The following is an 18541-nucleotide window of genomic DNA, read 5'->3' as shown; positions in this document are numbered from 1 at the left end:
AAGGAAATTGATATTCTGAAGAGCATATGCGTTTTGGAATGTCAGTTTCCTTTTTGACATATCATAAAAGATATTTGTTTTGTGAAAAAAAGGAAAGAAAAAGAATAGGACAGAAATGTCCGGGACTTGTTCATTTTTTTGATTTGTGGTATTATAATTTACTATCTATGTGAAAAGTATAACGATTCAACATAAAACGGAGAAAAAGGAGAAGGATGGTATGAGTAAAGAATATGACAAATTATTGAGATGTTACCACAGTGTGAGAGAAAAGATTAGTTTCGAACCGCAGGTAGCTCTGATTCTCGGTTCCGGACTTGGTGATTATGCAGAGCAGATTCAGGTGGAAGCGGTTTTGGATTATCATGACATTGAAGGATTTCCGGTCTCTACGGTACTTGGGCACAAAGGAAGATTTGTGTTTGGCTATATTCAGAATGTTCCGGTGGTGATCATGCAGGGCAGAGTGCATTTTTACGAAGGTTATGACATGCATGATGTTGTGCTTCCGACGAGATTGATGGGAATGCTTGGAGCCAAAGTATTGTTTCTGACCAATGCTGCCGGAGGAATGCAGAAAGGTATGCATGCTGGAGATTTTATGCTGATCACCGGTCATATTTCCAGTTTTGTACCATCACCGCTGATCGGACCGAATATTGAAGAACTTGGAACCCGTTTCCCGGATATGAGTGAGGTTTATAAAAAGGATCTACAGGAGATTATACGGAATACGGCAATAAACTGTGGGATTCCGTTAAAAGAAGGTGTGTATGTGCAGACTACCGGACCGAATTATGAGACTCCGGAGGAGATTCGGATGTATCGGAGTCTGGGGGCAGATGCAGTCGGCATGAGTACCGCCTGTGAAGCTATGGCGGCAAATCATATGGGAATGCGTGTCTGCGGTATTTCCTGTATTTCCAATCTGGCTGCCGGTATTTCAGAAAATCCGCTGACACATGCGGAGATCCAGGAGACGGCAGACCGGGTGGCACCGCTGTTTCAGCAGCTGATCACGGCATCCATAGTGAATATTGCAAACCAGTAGAAGGACGAATCATAGAAAAAATGAGAAAGGCAAGAAGATGAACATTCGCTTTTATAATGCAAAAATCCTGACATTAAATGAGCAGGAACGATTTGATATCATCAACGGAGAACTCTGGGTAAAAGGAGATACGATCTGTTATGTGGGCGAGAGCAAAAATCCGGCAGAAATCTGTACAGAACTTCAGATGGAGCAGCCGGCATGGGAACGCGAGATTGATGTAAAAGGCAATCTGCTGATGCCGGGATTTAAGAATGCTCATGCACATACTTATATGACATTTTTACGTTCCTATGCAGATGATCTTCCGTTGCAGGAGTGGTTGTATCAGATGTGTTTTCCAAAAGAGGACAAGCTGGATACGGAAAACATCCGTCCGCTGGAAGTGCTTGGTATCATGGAATATCTGACCAGCGGTATTACTACCAGCTTTGATATGTGTTATTTTCCACCGGTATATGCCCAGGTGGCAGCTCAGTGTGGATTCCGTGCCGTTCAGGTGTCCGGTGTAAACAGTTTTGGCGGAAGTGCAGCAGTTGTTGAGGAAAATTATCTGAAAGTCAATGAGACCAGCGACCTGACTTCGTTCATGATCGGTTTCCATGCAGAGTATACGACAAAGATGGAACTGATGCAGGAAATCGCTGATCTGGCAAACAAATATAAATCCCCGGTATTCCTGCACAATTCCGAGACTCAGAATGAGGTGAAGGAGTGTCTGGAGCGTTATGGCAAGACTCCGACGCAGCTGACGGAAGAACTTGGCATGTATGAGTATGGCGGCGGCGGATACCATTGTGTATATTTTGATGATAAAGATTTTGAAATTTTTCAGAAACGTCAGTTGACGGCAGTTACCTGTCCGGCATCCAATCTGAAGCTGGCAAGCGGCATCGCACCGCTGAAACGGTTTGTGGAGGAAGGCATTCCGGTGGCGATCGGTACAGACGGACCTGCGAGCAACAACAGTCTGGATATGTTTAAGGAAATGTTTCTGGCAAGTGCACTGGCGAAGGTGCGTGAAATGGATGCAGAATGTATCAGTGCGGATAAGATCCTGTATATGGCCACGACAGGTGGCGCACATGCGATGGGGCTGGATAATTGCGACCGTCTGGCGGCCGGCAAAAAAGCAGATCTGATCATGATCGATCTGCAGCAGCCGAATATGCAGCCGGAGAATAATATCGTAAAAAATCTTGTATACAGCGGAAGCAAGCAAAATGTCAAGTTGACCATGGTCAATGGAAAAATCCTGTATGAAGAGCAGAAATTTTCTATTGGATTCGAACCGGCAGACATTTATAAAGAAGCAAATCGGATCATCCGCTCAATGGAAGGGTAAAAGGTATGAAAGTAACATTATATACCGATGGTGCCGCACGGGGAAATCCGGACGGCCCCGGAGGATACGGTGCCGTGCTGCAGTTTGTCGATGCAGCGGGCAGGCTGCATGAAAAGGAACTGAGTGCCGGATACCGCAAAACAACAAATAACCGGATGGAGCTGATGGCGGCGATCGTCGGACTGGAGGCGCTGGTAAAACCGTGTCAGGTGGAATTATATTCGGATTCCAAATATCTGACGGATGCGTTCAATCAGCATTGGATCCAGGGCTGGCTGAAGCGCGGCTGGAAAAAATCAGATAAATCGCCGGTGAAAAATAAAGATCTGTGGACCAGACTTCTGGCAGCGATGGAACCGCATCAGGTGAACTTTCACTGGGTGAAAGGACATGACGGTCATCCGGAGAATGAACGCTGTGACCGGCTGGCAACCACAGCAGCGGATGGAAGTAATCTGCTGGAGGATGAGATTACAGAATGAAAGAACAAATGAGTAACAGAACTCTGTTTTTGTATTTTACATCATTGACAGGTGCTGTGATCGCCGGGATCGTGTGGTTATATCTGAAAGTGGCAAATATAGGGATTACGGTCATCTGGGAAATGGTTCCGGCTTATATAGATTCGAAATATTATACGGTTCTCATGTGCCTGGGAGGCGGTGTACTCATCGGATTGTTCCACCGGGTATATGGCCCATATCCGGAGCGGATGGCAGATTCTGTTAAGCGGGTAAAAGATACGGGTACATATCCTTACCGGAAACTTCCGATGATTGTTTCAGCATCATTTTTATCTCTGTTTTTTGGCGGAGCTGTCGGACCGGAATCCGGCCTGGTCAGTCTTTTACTTGGCCTTTGCTGCTGGGCAATGGATCAGTTTGGGCTGGCACGATGGAAGATGGAGACGCTGATCGCCGGAAATCCATATATCAGAAAGAAAGAATTGTTCCGGGTGATGGCAGCTGGGCTGTTTCTTCTGCCGGATCAGATTGTGTACGACAAAGGGAAGATCAGATGGAAACGGAAAGAGCAGATTGCATCCGGTATTACGGCCGGACTGACCGGACTGGCAGTATATGAACTGCTGAATTTCTGTTTTGGCAGATGCCTGGCGGTACCTCATCTGCATGGTGGTGTACTGATCCTGCGAGACAAAGTGGCAGTTATTTTGCTGGTGATTGTCGGAATTGCAGCCGGCTATCTGTATCTGATCTTTCAGAAAGCCAGCAGTTGGTTTTTCGGAAAACTGAGAGAAAAAAATCTGACAGTATTCAATGCCGTGCTTGGTGGACTGGTGTTGGGACTGATCGGTTCTGCATTACCGATGACCATGTTTTCCGGTGGAAATAATATTCAGGCTATGCAGTATGAATATTTGAAATATACACCTTATCTGTTGATTCTGATCGGTGTGGTAAAATTATTTCTGACCAATGTCTGCATTGAATCCGGATGGCGTGGCGGACATTTCTTCCCGGTGATTTTCAGTGGATTGAGCATCGGATATGGATTTGCGGCAATTCTGCATATCAATGAAATTGTCAGCGTGGTGCTGGTGACAGGAGCATTGCTTGGCACGGTTTTACAGCAGCCGTTAGGGGCGCTTGCATTGTCTCTTGTCTTTTTCCCGGTCAAAGATATCGGCTGGATGCTGCTGGCATCCACGGTAGGTGGCTGTGTGCCGGTTCCGGTGGCACTTCGGTCAGATCCGGAGAAAAAAAGCTTTGTGTCTAATATGATACAGATGAAAAAACAGAAAAAATTTCTTCCAAATAAAGGATAGGCAGGAATGCATTGCTTTACAAGGAAGAAATGCTATGCTATTATTGTAAGAGTGTGTAATCGTTGTGTTTTCAGCGATCGCATGAGTGAATTTGATATTCATAATAACATATAGATGGAGGAACACGAGAGTGAAAAAGTATGGTGTAAATGAATTACGAAGAATGTATCTTGACTTTTTTAAAAGCAAAGATCATCTTGTAATGAAAAGTTTTTCGCTGATCCCGCATAATGACAACAGTTTATTGCTGATCAATGCAGGAATGGCACCGTTAAAACCTTATTTTACAGGAGCAGAGATTCCACCGAAGCGCAGAGTTTCCACATGTCAGAAATGTATCCGTACCGGTGATATTGAGAATGTAGGAAAGACAGCACGTCATCTGACCTTCTTTGAGATGCTGGGAAACTTTTCTTTTGGTGATTATTTCAAACATGAGGCAATTGCCTGGTCCTGGGAGTTCCTGACCAAAGTGCTGGAATTGGATCCGGAACGTCTGTATCCGTCTATTTACGGTGAGGATGAGGAAGCATTTGAAATCTGGACAAAAGAGGTCGGTGTACCGGCAGAGAGAATTACACGTTTCTATCGTGATGAGAATGGTGAGTGTGATAACTTCTGGGAGCATGGTGCGGGTCCTTGTGGTCCATGTTCTGAGATTTACTATGACCGTGGAGAGAAATACGGCTGTGGCAGCCCGGATTGTAAAGTAGGCTGTGACTGTGACCGTTTTATGGAAGTATGGAACAACGTATTTACACAGTTTAACGGTGATGGAAAAGGAAATTACGAAGAACTGGAAAATAAAAATATTGATACCGGTATGGGATTGGAACGTCTGGCTGTTGTTATGCAGGACGTAGATTCTGTATTTGATATCGATACTATGAAAGCAATCCGTGACAAAGTATGTGAGATGTCTCATAAAACTTACCAGACAGATGCACTGGATGACGTATCCATCCGTCTGATCACAGATCATATCCGTTCCGCTACATTCATGGTATCAGATGGTATCATGCCGACAAACGAGGGCAGAGGCTATGTACTTCGTCGTCTGATCCGTCGTGCGGCAAGACATGGTAAAATGCTTGGTATCGACGGACTGTTCCTTGCGGAACTGAGCAAAACTGTCATCAACGAGAGCAAAGACGGTTATCCGGAACTGGAAGAGAAAAAAGAATTCATTTTCCGTGTACTGACACAGGAAGAGGAAAAATTCAATAAGACAATCGATCAGGGACTTGCAATTCTGGCTGATATGCAGGCAGAGATGGAAAAAGAAAGAAAGAAAGTTCTTTCCGGAGAAGATGCATTCCGTTTGTACGACACATATGGATTTCCGGTAGATCTGACCGAAGAAATTCTGGAAGAAAAAGGATTTACGATTGACCAGGCAGGTTTTGAGGCAGCGATGGAAGAGCAGCGTACCAAAGCACGTAACGCACGAAAAGTAACAAACTATATGGGTGCAGATGCAACGGTTTATGATGCGATCGATCCGTCCGTTACAACTACATTTGTCGGATATGACCGTTTCTGTCATGATTCGGAAGTAACTGTTCTGACCAGCGAGACAGAGATTGTAGAAGCACTGACAGATGGTGAGGCAGGTACTGTTTTTGTGAATGAGACTCCATTCTATGCAACTATGGGTGGACAGACCGCTGATACCGGTTATATCCGCACTGCAGAGGGTGAGTTCCGTGTAGAAGATACGGTAAAAATGCTCGGCGGTAAAGTCGGACATATCGGCCGTGTGACAAAAGGTATGATCAAAGTCGGTGATACGGTTACGCTGGAAGTAGATGCAAAGAGACGTTCTCTGATCGCAAAGAACCACAGTGCAACACATTTACTGCAGAAAGCATTGCGTAACGTACTTGGTTCTCATGTAGAGCAGAAAGGTTCTGATGTAAATCCGGATCGTCTGCGTTTTGACTTCTCCCATTTTTCTGCTATGACAGAGGAAGAGTTAAAACAGGTTGAGACTATCGTAAATGAAAAGATCGCAGAGGCACTTCCGGTAGAGACAAGTATCATGAGTCTGGAAGAAGCAAAGAAAACAGGTGCGATGGCACTGTTTGGTGAAAAATACGGTGATTCCGTCCGTGTGGTAAAAATGGGTGATTTCTCCACAGAGCTCTGTGGCGGTACTCATGTTGCAAATACCAGCGAGATTTCCGCATTTAAGATCGTATCTGAGTCCGGTATCGCAGCAGGCGTAAGACGTATTGAGGCTCTGACTTCCGATGCATTATATGCTTACTATGATAAATTAGAGGAGATCATCAACGAGGCAGCAGCATTATTGAAAACAAATGCAGCAGGTCTGACAGAAAAAATCACACATTTGCAGGCAGAAGTAAAAGAACTCCACAGCGAGAACGAATCCTTAAAGAGCAAAGCTGCACAGGATGCACTTGGCGATGTCATGGATCGGGTAGAAGAAGTCAACGGAGTAAAACTTCTGGCAACCGCTCTGGAAGATGTAGATATGAACGGACTGCGTGACCTGGGTGATCAGCTGAAAGAGAAACTCGGCGAGGGTGTTGTTGTACTGGCATCTGCAAACGAAGGCAAAGTAAGTCTGATCGCTATGGCAACAGAAGGAGCTATGAAGCAGGGTGCACATGCAGGTAACCTGATCAAAGCAATCGCAGCAAAAGTTGGCGGTGGCGGCGGCGGACGTCCGAATATGGCTCAGGCCGGCGGTAAGAACCCGGCAGGAATCCCGGATGCGATCGCAGCAGCGAAAGAAGCACTGGCGGGACAGATCAAATAATAAGTTCACACGTTTTCAGGTAATGCTCATCTTTGAGATATTACCTGGATATACAGGATGACGGAATGTTAATCTGAGGAATTAAACGAAAAAACGGAAAAATATGCAAAAAGTTTGAAAAAACTATTGACATATCTACAAAAAATGATTATAATTGTCAAGCAGTGCAGTAAGAATATTACCCAATCAGTTGAATATGCACAATACGCAACTGGAGGGAGGTTAGGTGTGAGACTATGTCAAATGTAATCGTAAAAGAGAACGAGACTTTAGATAGCGCTTTACGCAGATTTAAGAGAAACTGTGCGAAAGCTGGTATCCAGCAGGAGATTCGTAAGAGAGAGCATTACGAGAAACCAAGCGTAAAACGTAAAAAGAAATCTGAAGCAGCTAGAAAACGTAAATACAACTAGTTCGAAGTTAATTGAAAGGACACTTCTGTGGAAGTGTCCTTTTGTCGTGTTTTTAGAATGTCGAGGGCATTCTTGCATTGAATCGAGAATAAGAATTCCCCTGTTTTAAGTGTGTAGAGCACTAAGCGGTTGGTAAGGGGGATGCTTATGCCCGATTTACAAACTCCGGGAAAAATATCATCGCAGGGAATCTTAAACTGCGGGATACTTTTCCCGGAGTTTTTTGCTTTGTGCGTGCAGACAAAAGTTCTAACAAAATAGCAATGGCATATATTAGACTATGGCAGTGAAACAGGCTGCTGAATGGAGTGATAAAGTGGAACAGATTTTGAAATTGTTTCCGGTGCATATCAGAAAAGTCATGGAACAGGCAGAGGTATTTCAACGATTGTCACAGAAACTGGAGGAAATCCGGGTGCGTGTAAATCAGCCATTGGAACTGGTTACCGCTGATGGGGCATACTTCCTGAACAATGGCGCACTGGTCAGGCAGACGGACAGGCAATGTCTGTCCGTATCGGAAGAAGATTTAAGGCAGATGAGTACCCTGATGTCTCGGTATTCGCTCTATGCCTATGAGGAAGAGATCCGGCAGGGATTTCTGACAGTGGAAGGAGGACATCGGATCGGTGTGTGTGGACAGGTCATGCAGCTGAATGGCAGGATAAACAGAATCTATCCGATCCTGTATCTGAACATTCGTATTGCCAGAGAGCGAAAGGCGTGTGGAGCATTGCTTTATAAGCAGTTGTGGCGGGAACAGGAACCGGAAAATACACTGTTACTGTCCGCACCCGGAAATGGAAAAACCACCTTGCTTCGTGATCTGATCCGGCTGTTTTCCAATGGAGATGAAGCGCATCCGGGAAAAAGAATCGGGCTGGTGGATGAACGGTCAGAGATTGCCGGTTGCCTTCATGGAATTCCGCAAAATGATCTGGGCATCCGGACAGATGTGCTGGATGGGTGCCCGAAAGTGGAAGGGATGATGCTGTTAATACGCAGTATGGCGCCTGAAATCCTTGCAGTGGATGAGATTGGCAGCAGAGAAGATTTTGCAGCAATGGAATATGCCATGCGCTGTGGCTGTCATCTGCTGGCAACGGTACATGCAGGAAGCCTGGAAGAACTGTTTCAAAAGCCAGGGTGGGACAAGTGCGGACAGGTGAAGTTATTCAGAAACTATGTAGTCATTTCAAAAGAGAACGGAGAACGCAGGTATACCGTATATGATGAACGTGGAATAAGCATTCTCCCTGCTTCAAGTGCGTAGAGCACTAAGCGGTGGGTAAGAGGATGCTTATGTCAGATCTTACTGTAATTCAATGTGACATTAAAAAGAAACAGGAGAGCAGGGACAGGATGTTGAAAGCAGCGGGGAGTATGTGTGTGCTGGCGGCGTGTATCGGCTTTGTGCGGGAACTGCTCCGGACAGGCAGTTTACATAAGGAGTATCTGGAGGCATTGATTGAACTGACAGAACTGCTGTCAGCAGAAATCCGCTATGAACGGCTGCCGATACAGGAAGCTTTGCAGCAGATTCAGAAAAAAATAAGGCCGGAAATAGCTTTTGTGTTACGGCAGATGATAGAACAGATGAAAGATGGTACAGGAACGCCATTTTCGGAAATCTGGGAGCAGGCATTCCGGAAAGGAGGAAAGGAACTGTTTTTGACCGGAGAGGAGCTGGAAGAGGTATGTCGTATAGGAAAACATCTTGGATTTCTGGACCAGAGACAGCAGGAGGAGCATTTGCAGGGATGTCGGGAACGGCTGCAGCGTCTGCTGAGATTAAGGCAGAAGGAACTGGAGGAAAAGAAACATATGTACCGCTGTCTGGGGGTGGCAGCCGGGATTTTTGTGATTCTGATTCTGGTTTAGTCATTTACGGGGAGGATAGCGATGGATGTCAATTTATTGTTTAAAATAGCAGCGGTGGGGATACTGGTGACTGTGATCGGACAGGTTTTGAAACACAGCGGAAGGGAGGAGCATGCATTTTTGGTCAGTCTTGCAGGTCTGATCATAGTATTGTTCTGGATCGTGCCTTATATATACGATTTGTTTGACAAAATAAAACATCTGTTTTCCTTATGAAAAACCGAAAACAGACAACAAATAGAGGTGGAAGATCATGGGAATCATTCAGATCGCAATGATTGGAATCGGCGCAGTGGCACTGGCATTGATGGTAAAACAGCAGAAAAGTGAATATGCACTGTATCTGAGTCTGTCTGCAGTGGTTCTGATCCTTGTTTTTAGCATGAACCGTTTACAGGTTGTGATGGAGACCATCCGGAAAATAGAACAGTATACCGGAATAGATGTTGCTATGCTGAAAATACTGGTGAAACTGATGGGCATTACCTATGTGGCAGAGTTTGCGTCCGGAATCTGCAAGGATGCGGGATTTTCAGCAATTGGAAGCCAGATCGAGATGTTTGCAAAGTTTTCAATCATGGCGGTCAGTGTACCGGTGCTTCTGACATTGCTGGAAACAATCGAAGGACTGCTGAGTACCTGGAAGTAAATCGGATGCAGCCTCCGGCGGGGCGCACATTGGCCGGTGGACAATGGTTTTGCACCGACCGAAACAGAATGTAGACTTGCAGAGATGCTGGGATTTGCGTGAGACAGGAGGGACAGGCATTGTATGCGAAGGAAAGCACGGCACAGCGTATATGGAATCACAAAAACAGATACAGATGGTGCATGATATTTTTGCTTTTGAGCGTGTTCGTTGTGTGGTTTTGTGTTCCAAAACAGGTACGGGCGGCCCGGAATATTGCGCAGACAGAGGCCAGTCAGCAGGAAGAACTGCTGTCGGATCTGCCTTTGTCAGACATTCAGAAGGTGTTGGAGCAGAATACAGATACACAGGATCTGACCTTTCGGGAACTGGTCAGGCAGCTGATGCAGGACGGAGAGTATACGGATAAGCGGACGCTGGTGCGGCAGGTTTTTGATCGTGCATTTGGGGATGTGGCCGAAGGAAAACAGCTGTTTGTACAAATACTGCTTCTGACGGCGGCCTGTTCGTTTTTGCAGAATTTTATCCATGTGTTTGAGAACAGCCAGATTTCAAAAACAGGGTTTTATCTATATTTTTTACTGCTGATGGGGTTGTTGCTCCGGTCCTATCTGCTCATTCATGGAATTCTGGAAGATGTACTGGGACAGGTGATTGATTTTATGGAAGCATTGTTGCCCGCATTTTGCATGACGATGGTATTTTGCAGTCAGAAGGTAACTGCGGTAGGATTTTATCAGCTGTCTCTGATCGTGATTTATCTGATTGACCGGGTACTTCTGTATATTGTAATACCGGCGATCCATGTCTATGTGGTGCTTCAGATGTTGAACTGTATGACGGAGGAAAAACTGATTTCCAGAATGACAGTCCTGCTGAAACGGGGACTTATCTGGGTAATGCGTCTGCTGCTGGCAGGGGTGACGGGAATGAATGTGATCGAACGGATGATTGCCCCTTCTGTGGATAATCTGAAAAAAATGTCGGTGACACAGACCATCAGCATGCTGCCGGGACTTGGAAATACAGCACAGGCGGTGGGAAATATTTTCTTTGGATCGGCGGTGGTGATCCGAAACGGAATAGGAACGGCTGCAATGATCGTGCTTGTGTGCTTGGCGCTAGGGCCATTACTGAAAATGCTGGTGTTTTCTGTTTTCTATAAAGTGGCAGGGGCACTTTCGGAGCCATTTTCCGATAAACGGATCTGTGGCTGTATTGATTGTGTGGGGGATGGGGCATTACTTTTGTTTCGTGCGCTTGGAACCGGAATTTTATTATGTATGATAACGATAGCGGTGGTGGTGACGGCAATCATATGACAGAGATGCTGGAATGGGTAAAACGGATGATATTTCTTGGGATATTTCTGACGCTTTTGCTGCAGGTATTGCCAGCGAATGCTTATCGGAAATATGTGCGTTTTTTTGCAGGGATGGTGTTTGTAGTGACAATTTTAAATCCATTATTTTCCGTGTTGGGACAGAAAAATGTAGAACAGAGGATGGAGCGGGAATTTGTCCGGGAAGATATCCTGCAGAGCAGGCAGCTGGATTTTTCGAATATGGAACGACAGCAGAAAACATATTATGAGCGACAGGTAAAGGAAGTGGTGGAGCAGATGGTAACAGAACTGGGAAATTCCTGCGGTGTGCCGGTGCAGAAAGTGGAAGTGACGCTGACGCAGGATACCGGTGCCGTTGCACAGGTGACCGTGTGGACGGCGGTTTCCGGGAAAACGATACAGCAGGAGATGCGCAGGCAGACGGCAGAAGCCTGTGGAATCGGAGAGCAGCAGGTGGAGGTGTATGGCAGCTGATGGATTGGAATGGTTTTCTGCGGGAGAAAAAGTGGAAACATGTGAAAAAGGATCAGTGGCTCATTTTGTTTCTGGCGGGTGTTCTGCTTCTGATCATTGCGATGCCTGCCGGCAGGAAAAACAGTACAGCATCGGATGTGGAGATGAATACGCAGAATAGCCAGAGTGCAGTAACGGCACAGGGCGGTCCTGATTATGACACATATGGGGCGGCACTGGAACAGCGCCTAGAGACAATATTACAGAGAATGCGAGGGGTTGGTGATGTGCAGGTGATGATCACGTTCCGGGATCAGGGAGAATCCATAGTGGAAAAAGATGTGACGATGCGGGAGGATACGCAGGAGGGAGAGCAGAAGGAAGGGGAAACGGATACGGTCAATGGCGGATCCGGCAGCTGTGAGAACAGTGAAACGACGGTTTATGCCCGGTCTGACGGAGATGAAACCCCATTTGTGAACCGTGCGATCCTGCCCAAAATCGATGGTGTTCTGATCGTGGCGGAAGGCGGAGATGATTCCGAAGTGAGAAAAAATATTTCTGAGTCGGTGGAGGCATTATTCGGACTGGATGCACATAAAATAAAGATAGTTAAAATGAAAACGAAAGGAGATTCCAATTGAAGAAGATATTTCGCAAAAATCAGATTATTATTACCGCACTGGCTTTGATGATCGCTGTGGCAGGTTATATCAGTTACACAAGGGCAAATGTAGCAGAAAATGACGCAATCCAGACAGCAGGAGAAACCAATGATATTTCAGATGGCGAGCAGATTGGAGAAATATTTACGGATACGGAGGACAATACCCAGGCTGCCAGTGCAGCGGATGCGCAGGCAGAGGAACGCTCCGGGCAGGATACAGAAAACTCCGGGGCCGGATCTGAGGCCCAGACAGAGGCCGATGGGGGAAATGCAGAGGAAATACAGAATCCGGGAGAAACGGTGCAGACGTCAGCCCAGGCACAGAGTCTGGCGTTTGCATCGGAGGTAAAATTAAACCGGGAGCAGGTGCGCTCTAAGAATAAGGAGACACTGATGGAAATCATCAATAATACATCCATTGCGGAGGCACAGAAACAGGATGCCATTGATTCTATGATCCAGATGACAGATGTTGCGGAAAAAGAAAATGCGGCAGAGATTTTGCTCGAAGCAAAAGGATTTTCCGATGTCGTGGTAAGTATTACGGACAATGAGGCAGACGTTGTACTCAATATGGGCGATGTCACCGATGCAAAGCGGGCACAGGTGGAGGATATTGTGAAGCGTAAAACCGGAATTTCTGCGGAAAATATCGTGATCACACCCTTGAGCCAGTAACTAATAGTTCTGTAAAAAAGCGTTAAATGAGATTATTTGATGAACATAAAAAAGGGGAGTGTGTTATACTGTAAGCAGAAATGCGGATTGTGGATGTCCGCTTTACAATCTGCGGAAGCCAAATGCTTTTTCAGGAAAAATAAAACGAAGACAAGGGGGAACAGCAGATGAAACGTATATTTTTAATTGTTCTGGACAGTTTTGGGATCGGTGAGATGCCGGATGCAGCAAATTATGGGGATGAGGGCAGCAATACCCTTGGAACCGTGGCAAAAAGCCCGGAGTTTTCCATGCCGAATATGGCAAAGCTTGGATTATTTAATATTGACGGGGTGACGGCGAAAACGCCGTGTGCGAAGCCGGAAGGCATCGTTGCACGTATGACGGAGCAGTCTGCCGGAAAGGATACGACTACCGGACACTGGGAGATCGCAGGACTGATCTCAAAGAAACCGATGCCCACCTTTCCAAATGGTTTTCCGCAGGAATTTCTGAAGGCATTTTCAAAGGCTGTAGGCCGTAAGGTATTGTGTAACCGGCCGTATTCCGGCACGCAGGTCATTCAGGACTACGGTGACGAGCATATGCAAAGTGGTGCATTGATCGTTTATACGTCTGCGGATTCGGTATTTCAGATTGCAGCACATGAGGATGTGGTTCCGGTGGAAGAACTGTATCGGGATTGCGAGATTGCCCGGAGGATGCTGCAAGGGGATCTGGGGGTTGGCAGAGTCATTGCGCGGCCGTTTGTTGGTACATCCGGTCACTATACACGGACATCCAGACGCCATGATTTTTCCCTGGAGCCGCCACAGGATACGATGCTGGATGTGTTGAAAGAAGCGGAATATGATGTGATCGGTGTTGGTAAGATCAACGATATTTTTGCAGGAAAGGGTATTACAGAATTTGTCCGGACACAGGACAATGCGGATGGTATTGAGAAGACATTGGAGTATATGAAGCGTGAATTCAACGGACTCTGCTTTGTAAATCTGGTAGATTTTGATATGTTGTATGGACACAGAAATGATGTGGCGGGATATGCAAAGGCACTGACTTATTTTGACCGGCAGCTGCCACGGATCCTGTCTGCCATGGAGCCTGAAGATGTTCTGATGATCACAGCAGACCACGGCTGTGATCCGGGTACTCCGTCCACGGATCATTCCAGGGAATATACGCCGTTTGTGATGTATGGAAAAAATCTGGCACAGGGTAAAAATCTCGGAACCAGAGACAGCTTTTCGGATATCGGAGCAACGGTCCTGGATTACTTTGGACTGTCCGGCGGGATTGCAGGAAAAAGTATGCTGTAAGAGCCCGGTACAGAGGCAGACAGATCGTTTGGGCTGTTTTCCGCTCTGTTTTCAGGAACGGTGTGCGGAACCGTTGTGTGACGGTTCTCTCTTGACAGATGTTTTTCCCTTTATTACAATAGATAAGATTGAGTAGAAAGATTCAGAGTCACAGGCCATGACAGAGCAGATCAGGCGGCACAGATCAGGCAGAATAGTGGCTCACGGGAAAAATAGAAGTTGGAGGGCTTAATGGCTGATTTACACAAAGAAATAGAAAAAAGAAGGACATTCGCGATTATTTCTCATCCGGATGCCGGAAAAACAACATTGACAGAGAAATTTCTGTTATACGGAGGTGCGATCAATCTTGCAGGTTCCGTAAAGGGAAAAGCAACGGCACGACATGCGGTTTCTGACTGGATGGAGATTGAGAAGCAGAGAGGTATTTCTGTCACTTCATCTGTATTGCAGTTTGAGTACGATGGATTCTGTATCAATATTTTGGATACTCCGGGACATCAGGATTTCTCAGAGGACACCTATCGTACTTTAATGGCAGCAGACTCTGCGGTCATGGTCATTGATGGTTCCAAAGGTGTGGAGGCACAGACACGTAAGTTGTTTAAAGTATGTGTTATGCGCCACATTCCGATATTTACTTTTATCAATAAGATGGATCGGGATTCGAATGATCCGTTTGATCTGCTGGACGAGATCGAAAAAGAACTGGGAATTGCAACCTGTCCCATCAACTGGCCAATCGGTTCCGGTAAGAATTTCAAGGGTGTGTATGACCGCAATACGAAAAAGGTCATGACATTCTCAGATACCCTGAAGGGAACCAAAGAAGGTGAAGAAAAAGAATTTGCCCTGGATTCAGAGGAATTACTGACTGAAATCGGGGAAGACTATAAAGAACAGCTGGAAGAGGAAATCGAACTGTTAGACGGAGCAAGTGCAGAGTTTGACATGGATCTGGTATCAAAAGGACAGCTGTCACCGGTATTTTTCGGTTCTGCTTTGACAAACTTTGGTGTGGAGACGTTCCTGCAGCATTTTCTTCAGATGACCACATCTCCGCTGCCGAGAGTCTCAGATAAAGGTGAGATCGATCCGTTCTCTGAGGATTTCAGTGCATTTGTGTTTAAAATCCAGGCGAATATGAACAAGGCACATCGAGACAGAATCGCATTCATGCGTATCTGTTCCGGACAGTTCAAGGCGGGCATGGAAGTTTTCCATGTACAGGGGAATAAGCAGTTGAAACTTTCCCAGCCGCAGCAGCTGATGGCACAGGAGCGTAAGATCGTGGAGGAAGCGTATGCCGGAGATATTATCGGTGTATTTGATCCGGGTATTTTTTCTATTGGAGATACCCTGACCACCGCAAAGGAAAAATTTGCGTTTGAAGGAATCCCGACTTTCGCACCGGAGCATTTTGCAAGAGTACGTCAGCTGGATACCATGAAACGAAAACAGTTCGTCAAAGGTATTTCCCAGATTGCGCAGGAAGGTGCGATTCAGATTTTCCAGGAGTACAATACCGGTATGGAAGAGATTATTGTGGGTGTGGTAGGTGTCCTGCAGTTCGATGTCCTGAAATTCCGTCTGGAAAATGAGTACAATGTAGAAATCCGTCTGGAAAATCTGCCATATGAGCACATCCGCTGGATTGAGAATAAAGATATTGATCTGGATCATCTGAGTGGTACTTCTGATATGAAGAAGATCAAAGATCTGAAGGGTAATCCGCTGCTGCTCTTTGTCAATGCATGGAGTGTTGGCATGACATTGGATCGAAACGAAGGCCTGGTGCTGTCTGAGTTTGGTACGAATTAATCTTATTTTCGGAAAAATGCAGACGCGGTAATTATGAGATTTTGTATATAGAAAAATTGCTTTGTTTACGGAGGAAAATAAAATGGAAATTCTGGAAGTTACAGTTGAAAATTTTGATGAGAAAGTATTAAACAGTGAAAAACCGGTGATGCTGGATTTCTGGGCAACCTGGTGCGGACCGTGCCAGATGCAGGCACCGATCTTTCATGCTTTTGCAGAGAAACATGCAGATACCGCTGTATTTGGTAAAGTAAATGTGGACGAGCAGATGGAACTGGCACGTGAGTTTGCAGTTGCCAGCATCCCGACGATTCTGGTAATCAAAAATGGCGAGGTAGCTTACCGTGCGGTAGGTTTACAAAACGAGGAGGAACTGCAGAAAGCACTTGCATAGGGTGCAGAAAAGATAAAAATACAAAAAAATTGCTGTCGGATGTGGTACCGGACAGCAATTTTTTTGTACAACATATAAGAATAGCCGGAGAAAATGAGGCGCTTTTTTCTATATGACAGAAGCCGGTGAGAATGTTATAATCGGGATTGACTTTTGAAGGTATTTATAATATGATAGGAACAGACAACGAACAAATGTTCACATACAGCAGCAGAGGCTGTCTGTTCAGATAAGGAGTAAAGCATGGCAAAAAATGATAAGATGGAAGCGCAGAAAGAAGCAAAATTAAAAGCGCTGGATGATGCGATCGCACATATTGAGAAGCAGTACGGAAAAGGATCTGTTATGAAACTGGGAGATCCAAGTGTACATATGAACGTGGAGACGGTTCCTACCGGATGTCTGAGTCTGGATATCGCACTGGGACTCGGTGGTGTGCCGAGAGGACGTATCATTGAGGTATACGGCCCGGAGTCCAGCGGTAAGACAACGGTAGCCCTGCATATGGTAGCGGAAGTGCAGAAGCGTGGCGGAATCGCAGGATTTATTGATGCAGAGCATGCACTGGATCCGGCTTATGCAAAAAATATCGGGGTAGATATTGATAACCTGTATATTTCACAGCCGGATAACGGTGAGCAGGCACTGGAGATCACAGAGACAATGGTTCGTTCCGGCGCGGTAGATATCGTCATCGTCGATTCCGTAGCAGCACTGGTTCCAAAGGCAGAGATTGAGGGCGATATGGGAGATTCCCATGTGGGTCTGCAGGCACGTCTGATGTCACAGGCACTGCGTAAACTGACCGCTGTGATCAGCAAATCCAACTGTATCGTTATCTTTATCAACCAGCTGCGAGAGAAAGTTGGTGTGATGTTTGGAAATCCAGAGGTAACCACCGGCGGCCGTGCATTAAAATTTTATTCTTCCATCCGTCTGGATGTACGTCGTGTGGAAGCATTGAAACAGGCAGGAGAGATCCTTGGAAACCATACCCGTATCAAAGTAGTAAAGAATAAGATTGCGCCGCCATTCAAAGAGGCAGAGTTTGATATTGTGTTCGGACAGGGCATTTCCAGAGAGGGTGATATCCTGGATCTGGCGGCCAATACAAACGTGGTAAACAAATCCGGTGCATGGTATGCATACAACGGCGAGAAAATCGGACAGGGCCGGGAAAATGCAAAGAAATTCCTGAAAGAAAATCCGGAAATCTGTCAGGAGATTGAGGCAAAGGTACGGGCATACTATCATCTGGACGGAGAGACAGCAGAGACAGAAGAGCATGCTGTGACAGAACCGTCGGGAGCGGATGATATTGTTCCGATGGATGCAGAATAATGCAGATAGAAGAAATTATACAGGGAAAAAAAGGAAAGCTGATCATTCGTGCAGAAGGAGGGCTTTCCTTTCCTCTCTATGAAAAAGAAGCAGCGAAGTACCGTCTGACAGAAGGCGGGACACTGACGGAGCAGGAATGGAATGAAATATGCAGCGAAATCCTGGAAAAACGGGCAAAACGACGGGCTATGTACATTTTGCAGCGCATGGAGCGCACGGAGTGTCAGCTCCGCCGGAAACTGCAGGAGAACGGTTATCCGGAAGAAATCGTGGAGTGTGCCATGGATTATGTGAAGTCTTTTCATTATGTGGATGATTACCGTTATGCATGTACTTATATCCGGTATCATCAGTCCGAGAAAAGCCGTCTGCAGATAAAAATGAAACTATATGAGCGTGGGGTGCCCTCTGATCTGATCGAGCAGGCACTGGAAGACGAATATACAGGGGAAGAAGACCGTCTGATCGATCGTCTGCTGGAAAAGAAACAGTATGATGCTGATACGATGGATCAGAAGGAAAAACAGAAGATTTATCAGTATCTGATGCGGAGAGGATTTCGTTCAGATGCGATACGGCGCAGAATGAACGCAGAATAAGCATTCCCCCGCTT

The 18541-nt window shown here is 46.0% G+C and carries 19 protein-coding genes; all 19 read left to right on the top strand.

What is annotated here, in order from left to right; all coding sequences use genetic code 11:
- Nucleotides 1–220 precede the first annotated feature (220 nt).
- Nucleotides 221–1051 carry a purine-nucleoside phosphorylase gene (locus HMPREF0373_RS02080; protein ID WP_044962584.1) on the top strand — a complete coding sequence of 277 codons (831 nt, stop codon included), beginning with the start codon at nucleotides 221–223 and terminating at the stop codon, nucleotides 1049–1051.
- 37 nt (nucleotides 1052–1088) lie between these two features.
- Nucleotides 1089–2396 carry an amidohydrolase gene (locus tag HMPREF0373_RS02075; protein ID WP_044962583.1) on the top strand — a complete coding sequence of 436 codons (1308 nt, stop codon included), beginning with the start codon at nucleotides 1089–1091 and terminating at the stop codon, nucleotides 2394–2396.
- A 5-nt stretch (nucleotides 2397–2401) separates the two neighbouring features.
- Nucleotides 2402–2878: a ribonuclease HI gene (gene rnhA / locus HMPREF0373_RS02070; RefSeq protein WP_021737902.1), complete on the top strand. Its 477-nt coding sequence runs from the start codon at nucleotides 2402–2404 to the stop codon at nucleotides 2876–2878.
- Nucleotides 2875–4182 (top strand): chloride channel protein, encoded by a 1308-nt coding sequence (locus HMPREF0373_RS15885; RefSeq protein ID WP_021737901.1) that lies wholly within the window; start codon nucleotides 2875–2877, stop codon nucleotides 4180–4182. The genes rnhA and HMPREF0373_RS15885 overlap by 4 nt, the downstream gene beginning before the upstream one ends.
- A 130-nt stretch (nucleotides 4183–4312) precedes the next feature.
- Nucleotides 4313–6967, top strand: a complete 2655-nt coding sequence (alaS, locus tag HMPREF0373_RS02060; RefSeq protein WP_081695181.1) for an alanine--tRNA ligase — start codon at nucleotides 4313–4315, stop codon at nucleotides 6965–6967.
- Nucleotides 6968–7203: 236 nt separating this feature from the next.
- A complete protein-coding gene (rpsU, locus tag HMPREF0373_RS02055; RefSeq protein ID WP_021737899.1) occupies nucleotides 7204–7380 on the top strand; it encodes a 30S ribosomal protein S21 in 177 nt (58 codons plus the stop codon).
- A gap of 280 nt (nucleotides 7381–7660) precedes the next feature.
- The gene (spoIIIAA, locus tag HMPREF0373_RS02050) at nucleotides 7661–8653 is read left to right on the top strand and encodes a stage III sporulation protein AA (protein ID WP_021737898.1); all 993 of its coding nucleotides are present in this window, start codon (nucleotides 7661–7663) and stop codon (nucleotides 8651–8653) included.
- A gap of 29 nt (nucleotides 8654–8682) precedes the next feature.
- Nucleotides 8683–9261 carry a stage III sporulation protein AB gene (locus HMPREF0373_RS02045; RefSeq protein WP_044962582.1) on the top strand — a complete coding sequence of 193 codons (579 nt, stop codon included), beginning with the start codon at nucleotides 8683–8685 and terminating at the stop codon, nucleotides 9259–9261.
- Nucleotides 9262–9282: 21 nt separating this feature from the next.
- Nucleotides 9283–9477, top strand: coding sequence for a stage III sporulation protein AC (gene spoIIIAC, locus HMPREF0373_RS02040; protein ID WP_021737896.1), 195 nt, complete (start codon nucleotides 9283–9285; stop codon nucleotides 9475–9477).
- Nucleotides 9478–9514: 37 nt separating this feature from the next.
- Nucleotides 9515–9910 (top strand): SpoIIIAC/SpoIIIAD family protein, encoded by a 396-nt coding sequence (locus HMPREF0373_RS02035; RefSeq protein WP_021737895.1) that lies wholly within the window; start codon nucleotides 9515–9517, stop codon nucleotides 9908–9910.
- A 119-nt stretch (nucleotides 9911–10029) separates the two neighbouring features.
- Entirely contained in the window at nucleotides 10030–11232 is a 1203-nt protein-coding gene (locus tag HMPREF0373_RS02030; protein WP_044962581.1) for a stage III sporulation protein AE, read from the top strand.
- Entirely contained in the window at nucleotides 11190–11729 is a 540-nt protein-coding gene (locus HMPREF0373_RS15880) for a stage III sporulation protein AF (RefSeq protein WP_081695180.1), read from the top strand. Before HMPREF0373_RS02030 ends, HMPREF0373_RS15880 begins: the two co-directional genes overlap by 43 nt.
- Nucleotides 11627–12352, top strand: a complete 726-nt coding sequence (locus tag HMPREF0373_RS02020) for a stage III sporulation protein AG (RefSeq protein ID WP_167618601.1) — start codon at nucleotides 11627–11629, stop codon at nucleotides 12350–12352. The genes HMPREF0373_RS15880 and HMPREF0373_RS02020 overlap by 103 nt, the downstream gene beginning before the upstream one ends.
- A complete protein-coding gene (locus tag HMPREF0373_RS02015; RefSeq protein ID WP_021737891.1) occupies nucleotides 12349–13053 on the top strand; it encodes a SpoIIIAH-like family protein in 705 nt (234 codons plus the stop codon). The genes HMPREF0373_RS02020 and HMPREF0373_RS02015 overlap by 4 nt, the downstream gene beginning before the upstream one ends.
- A 167-nt stretch (nucleotides 13054–13220) precedes the next feature.
- Nucleotides 13221–14372: a phosphopentomutase gene (locus HMPREF0373_RS02010; protein ID WP_021737889.1), complete on the top strand. Its 1152-nt coding sequence runs from the start codon at nucleotides 13221–13223 to the stop codon at nucleotides 14370–14372.
- A 231-nt stretch (nucleotides 14373–14603) separates the two neighbouring features.
- Nucleotides 14604–16193, top strand: a complete 1590-nt coding sequence (locus HMPREF0373_RS02005) for a peptide chain release factor 3 (RefSeq protein WP_021737888.1) — start codon at nucleotides 14604–14606, stop codon at nucleotides 16191–16193.
- Nucleotides 16194–16275: 82 nt separating this feature from the next.
- On the top strand, nucleotides 16276–16587 hold the full coding sequence (gene trxA, locus HMPREF0373_RS02000) for a thioredoxin (RefSeq protein WP_021737887.1): 312 nt from the start codon (nucleotides 16276–16278) through the stop codon (nucleotides 16585–16587).
- Between the two features lie 243 nt (nucleotides 16588–16830).
- Complete coding sequence (gene recA / locus HMPREF0373_RS01995) at nucleotides 16831–17928, top strand: recombinase RecA (RefSeq protein ID WP_021737886.1); 1098 nt, start codon at nucleotides 16831–16833, stop codon at nucleotides 17926–17928.
- Nucleotides 17928–18527 (top strand): regulatory protein RecX, encoded by a 600-nt coding sequence (locus tag HMPREF0373_RS01990; protein ID WP_021737885.1) that lies wholly within the window; start codon nucleotides 17928–17930, stop codon nucleotides 18525–18527. The genes recA and HMPREF0373_RS01990 overlap by 1 nt, the downstream gene beginning before the upstream one ends.
- Nucleotides 18528–18541 lie beyond the last annotated feature (14 nt).

The sequence above is a fragment of the Eubacterium ramulus ATCC 29099 genome (assembly GCF_000469345.1).
Classification (GTDB): Bacteria; Bacillota; Clostridia; order Lachnospirales; family Lachnospiraceae; genus Eubacterium_I; species Eubacterium_I ramulus.
The sequence above is the reverse complement of the archived record's forward strand: the minus strand, read 5'-3'. Positions and strand labels throughout refer to the sequence as shown.

What these genes read in the sequence shown, in the direction of transcription:
- HMPREF0373_RS02080 (WP_044962584.1), top strand. Translation starts at nt 221, where the DNA reads ATGAGTAAAGAATATGACAAATTATTGAGATGTTACCACAGTGTGAGA.
- HMPREF0373_RS02075 (WP_044962583.1), top strand. Translation starts at nt 1,089, where the DNA reads ATGAACATTCGCTTTTATAATGCAAAAATCCTGACATTAAATGAGCAG.
- rnhA (WP_021737902.1), top strand. Translation starts at nt 2,402, where the DNA reads ATGAAAGTAACATTATATACCGATGGTGCCGCACGGGGAAATCCGGAC.
- HMPREF0373_RS15885 (WP_021737901.1), top strand. Translation starts at nt 2,875, where the DNA reads ATGAAAGAACAAATGAGTAACAGAACTCTGTTTTTGTATTTTACATCA.
- rpsU (WP_021737899.1), top strand. Translation starts at nt 7,204, where the DNA reads ATGTCAAATGTAATCGTAAAAGAGAACGAGACTTTAGATAGCGCTTTA.
- spoIIIAA (WP_021737898.1), top strand. Translation starts at nt 7,661, where the DNA reads ATGGCAGTGAAACAGGCTGCTGAATGGAGTGATAAAGTGGAACAGATT.
- HMPREF0373_RS02045 (WP_044962582.1), top strand. Translation starts at nt 8,683, where the DNA reads ATGTCAGATCTTACTGTAATTCAATGTGACATTAAAAAGAAACAGGAG.
- spoIIIAC (WP_021737896.1), top strand. Translation starts at nt 9,283, where the DNA reads ATGGATGTCAATTTATTGTTTAAAATAGCAGCGGTGGGGATACTGGTG.
- HMPREF0373_RS02035 (WP_021737895.1), top strand. Translation starts at nt 9,515, where the DNA reads ATGGGAATCATTCAGATCGCAATGATTGGAATCGGCGCAGTGGCACTG.
- HMPREF0373_RS15880 (WP_081695180.1), top strand. Translation starts at nt 11,190, where the DNA reads ATGTATGATAACGATAGCGGTGGTGGTGACGGCAATCATATGACAGAG.
- HMPREF0373_RS02010 (WP_021737889.1), top strand. Translation starts at nt 13,221, where the DNA reads ATGAAACGTATATTTTTAATTGTTCTGGACAGTTTTGGGATCGGTGAG.
- HMPREF0373_RS02005 (WP_021737888.1), top strand. Translation starts at nt 14,604, where the DNA reads ATGGCTGATTTACACAAAGAAATAGAAAAAAGAAGGACATTCGCGATT.
- trxA (WP_021737887.1), top strand. Translation starts at nt 16,276, where the DNA reads ATGGAAATTCTGGAAGTTACAGTTGAAAATTTTGATGAGAAAGTATTA.
- recA (WP_021737886.1), top strand. Translation starts at nt 16,831, where the DNA reads ATGGCAAAAAATGATAAGATGGAAGCGCAGAAAGAAGCAAAATTAAAA.
- HMPREF0373_RS01990 (WP_021737885.1), top strand. Translation starts at nt 17,928, where the DNA reads ATGCAGATAGAAGAAATTATACAGGGAAAAAAAGGAAAGCTGATCATT.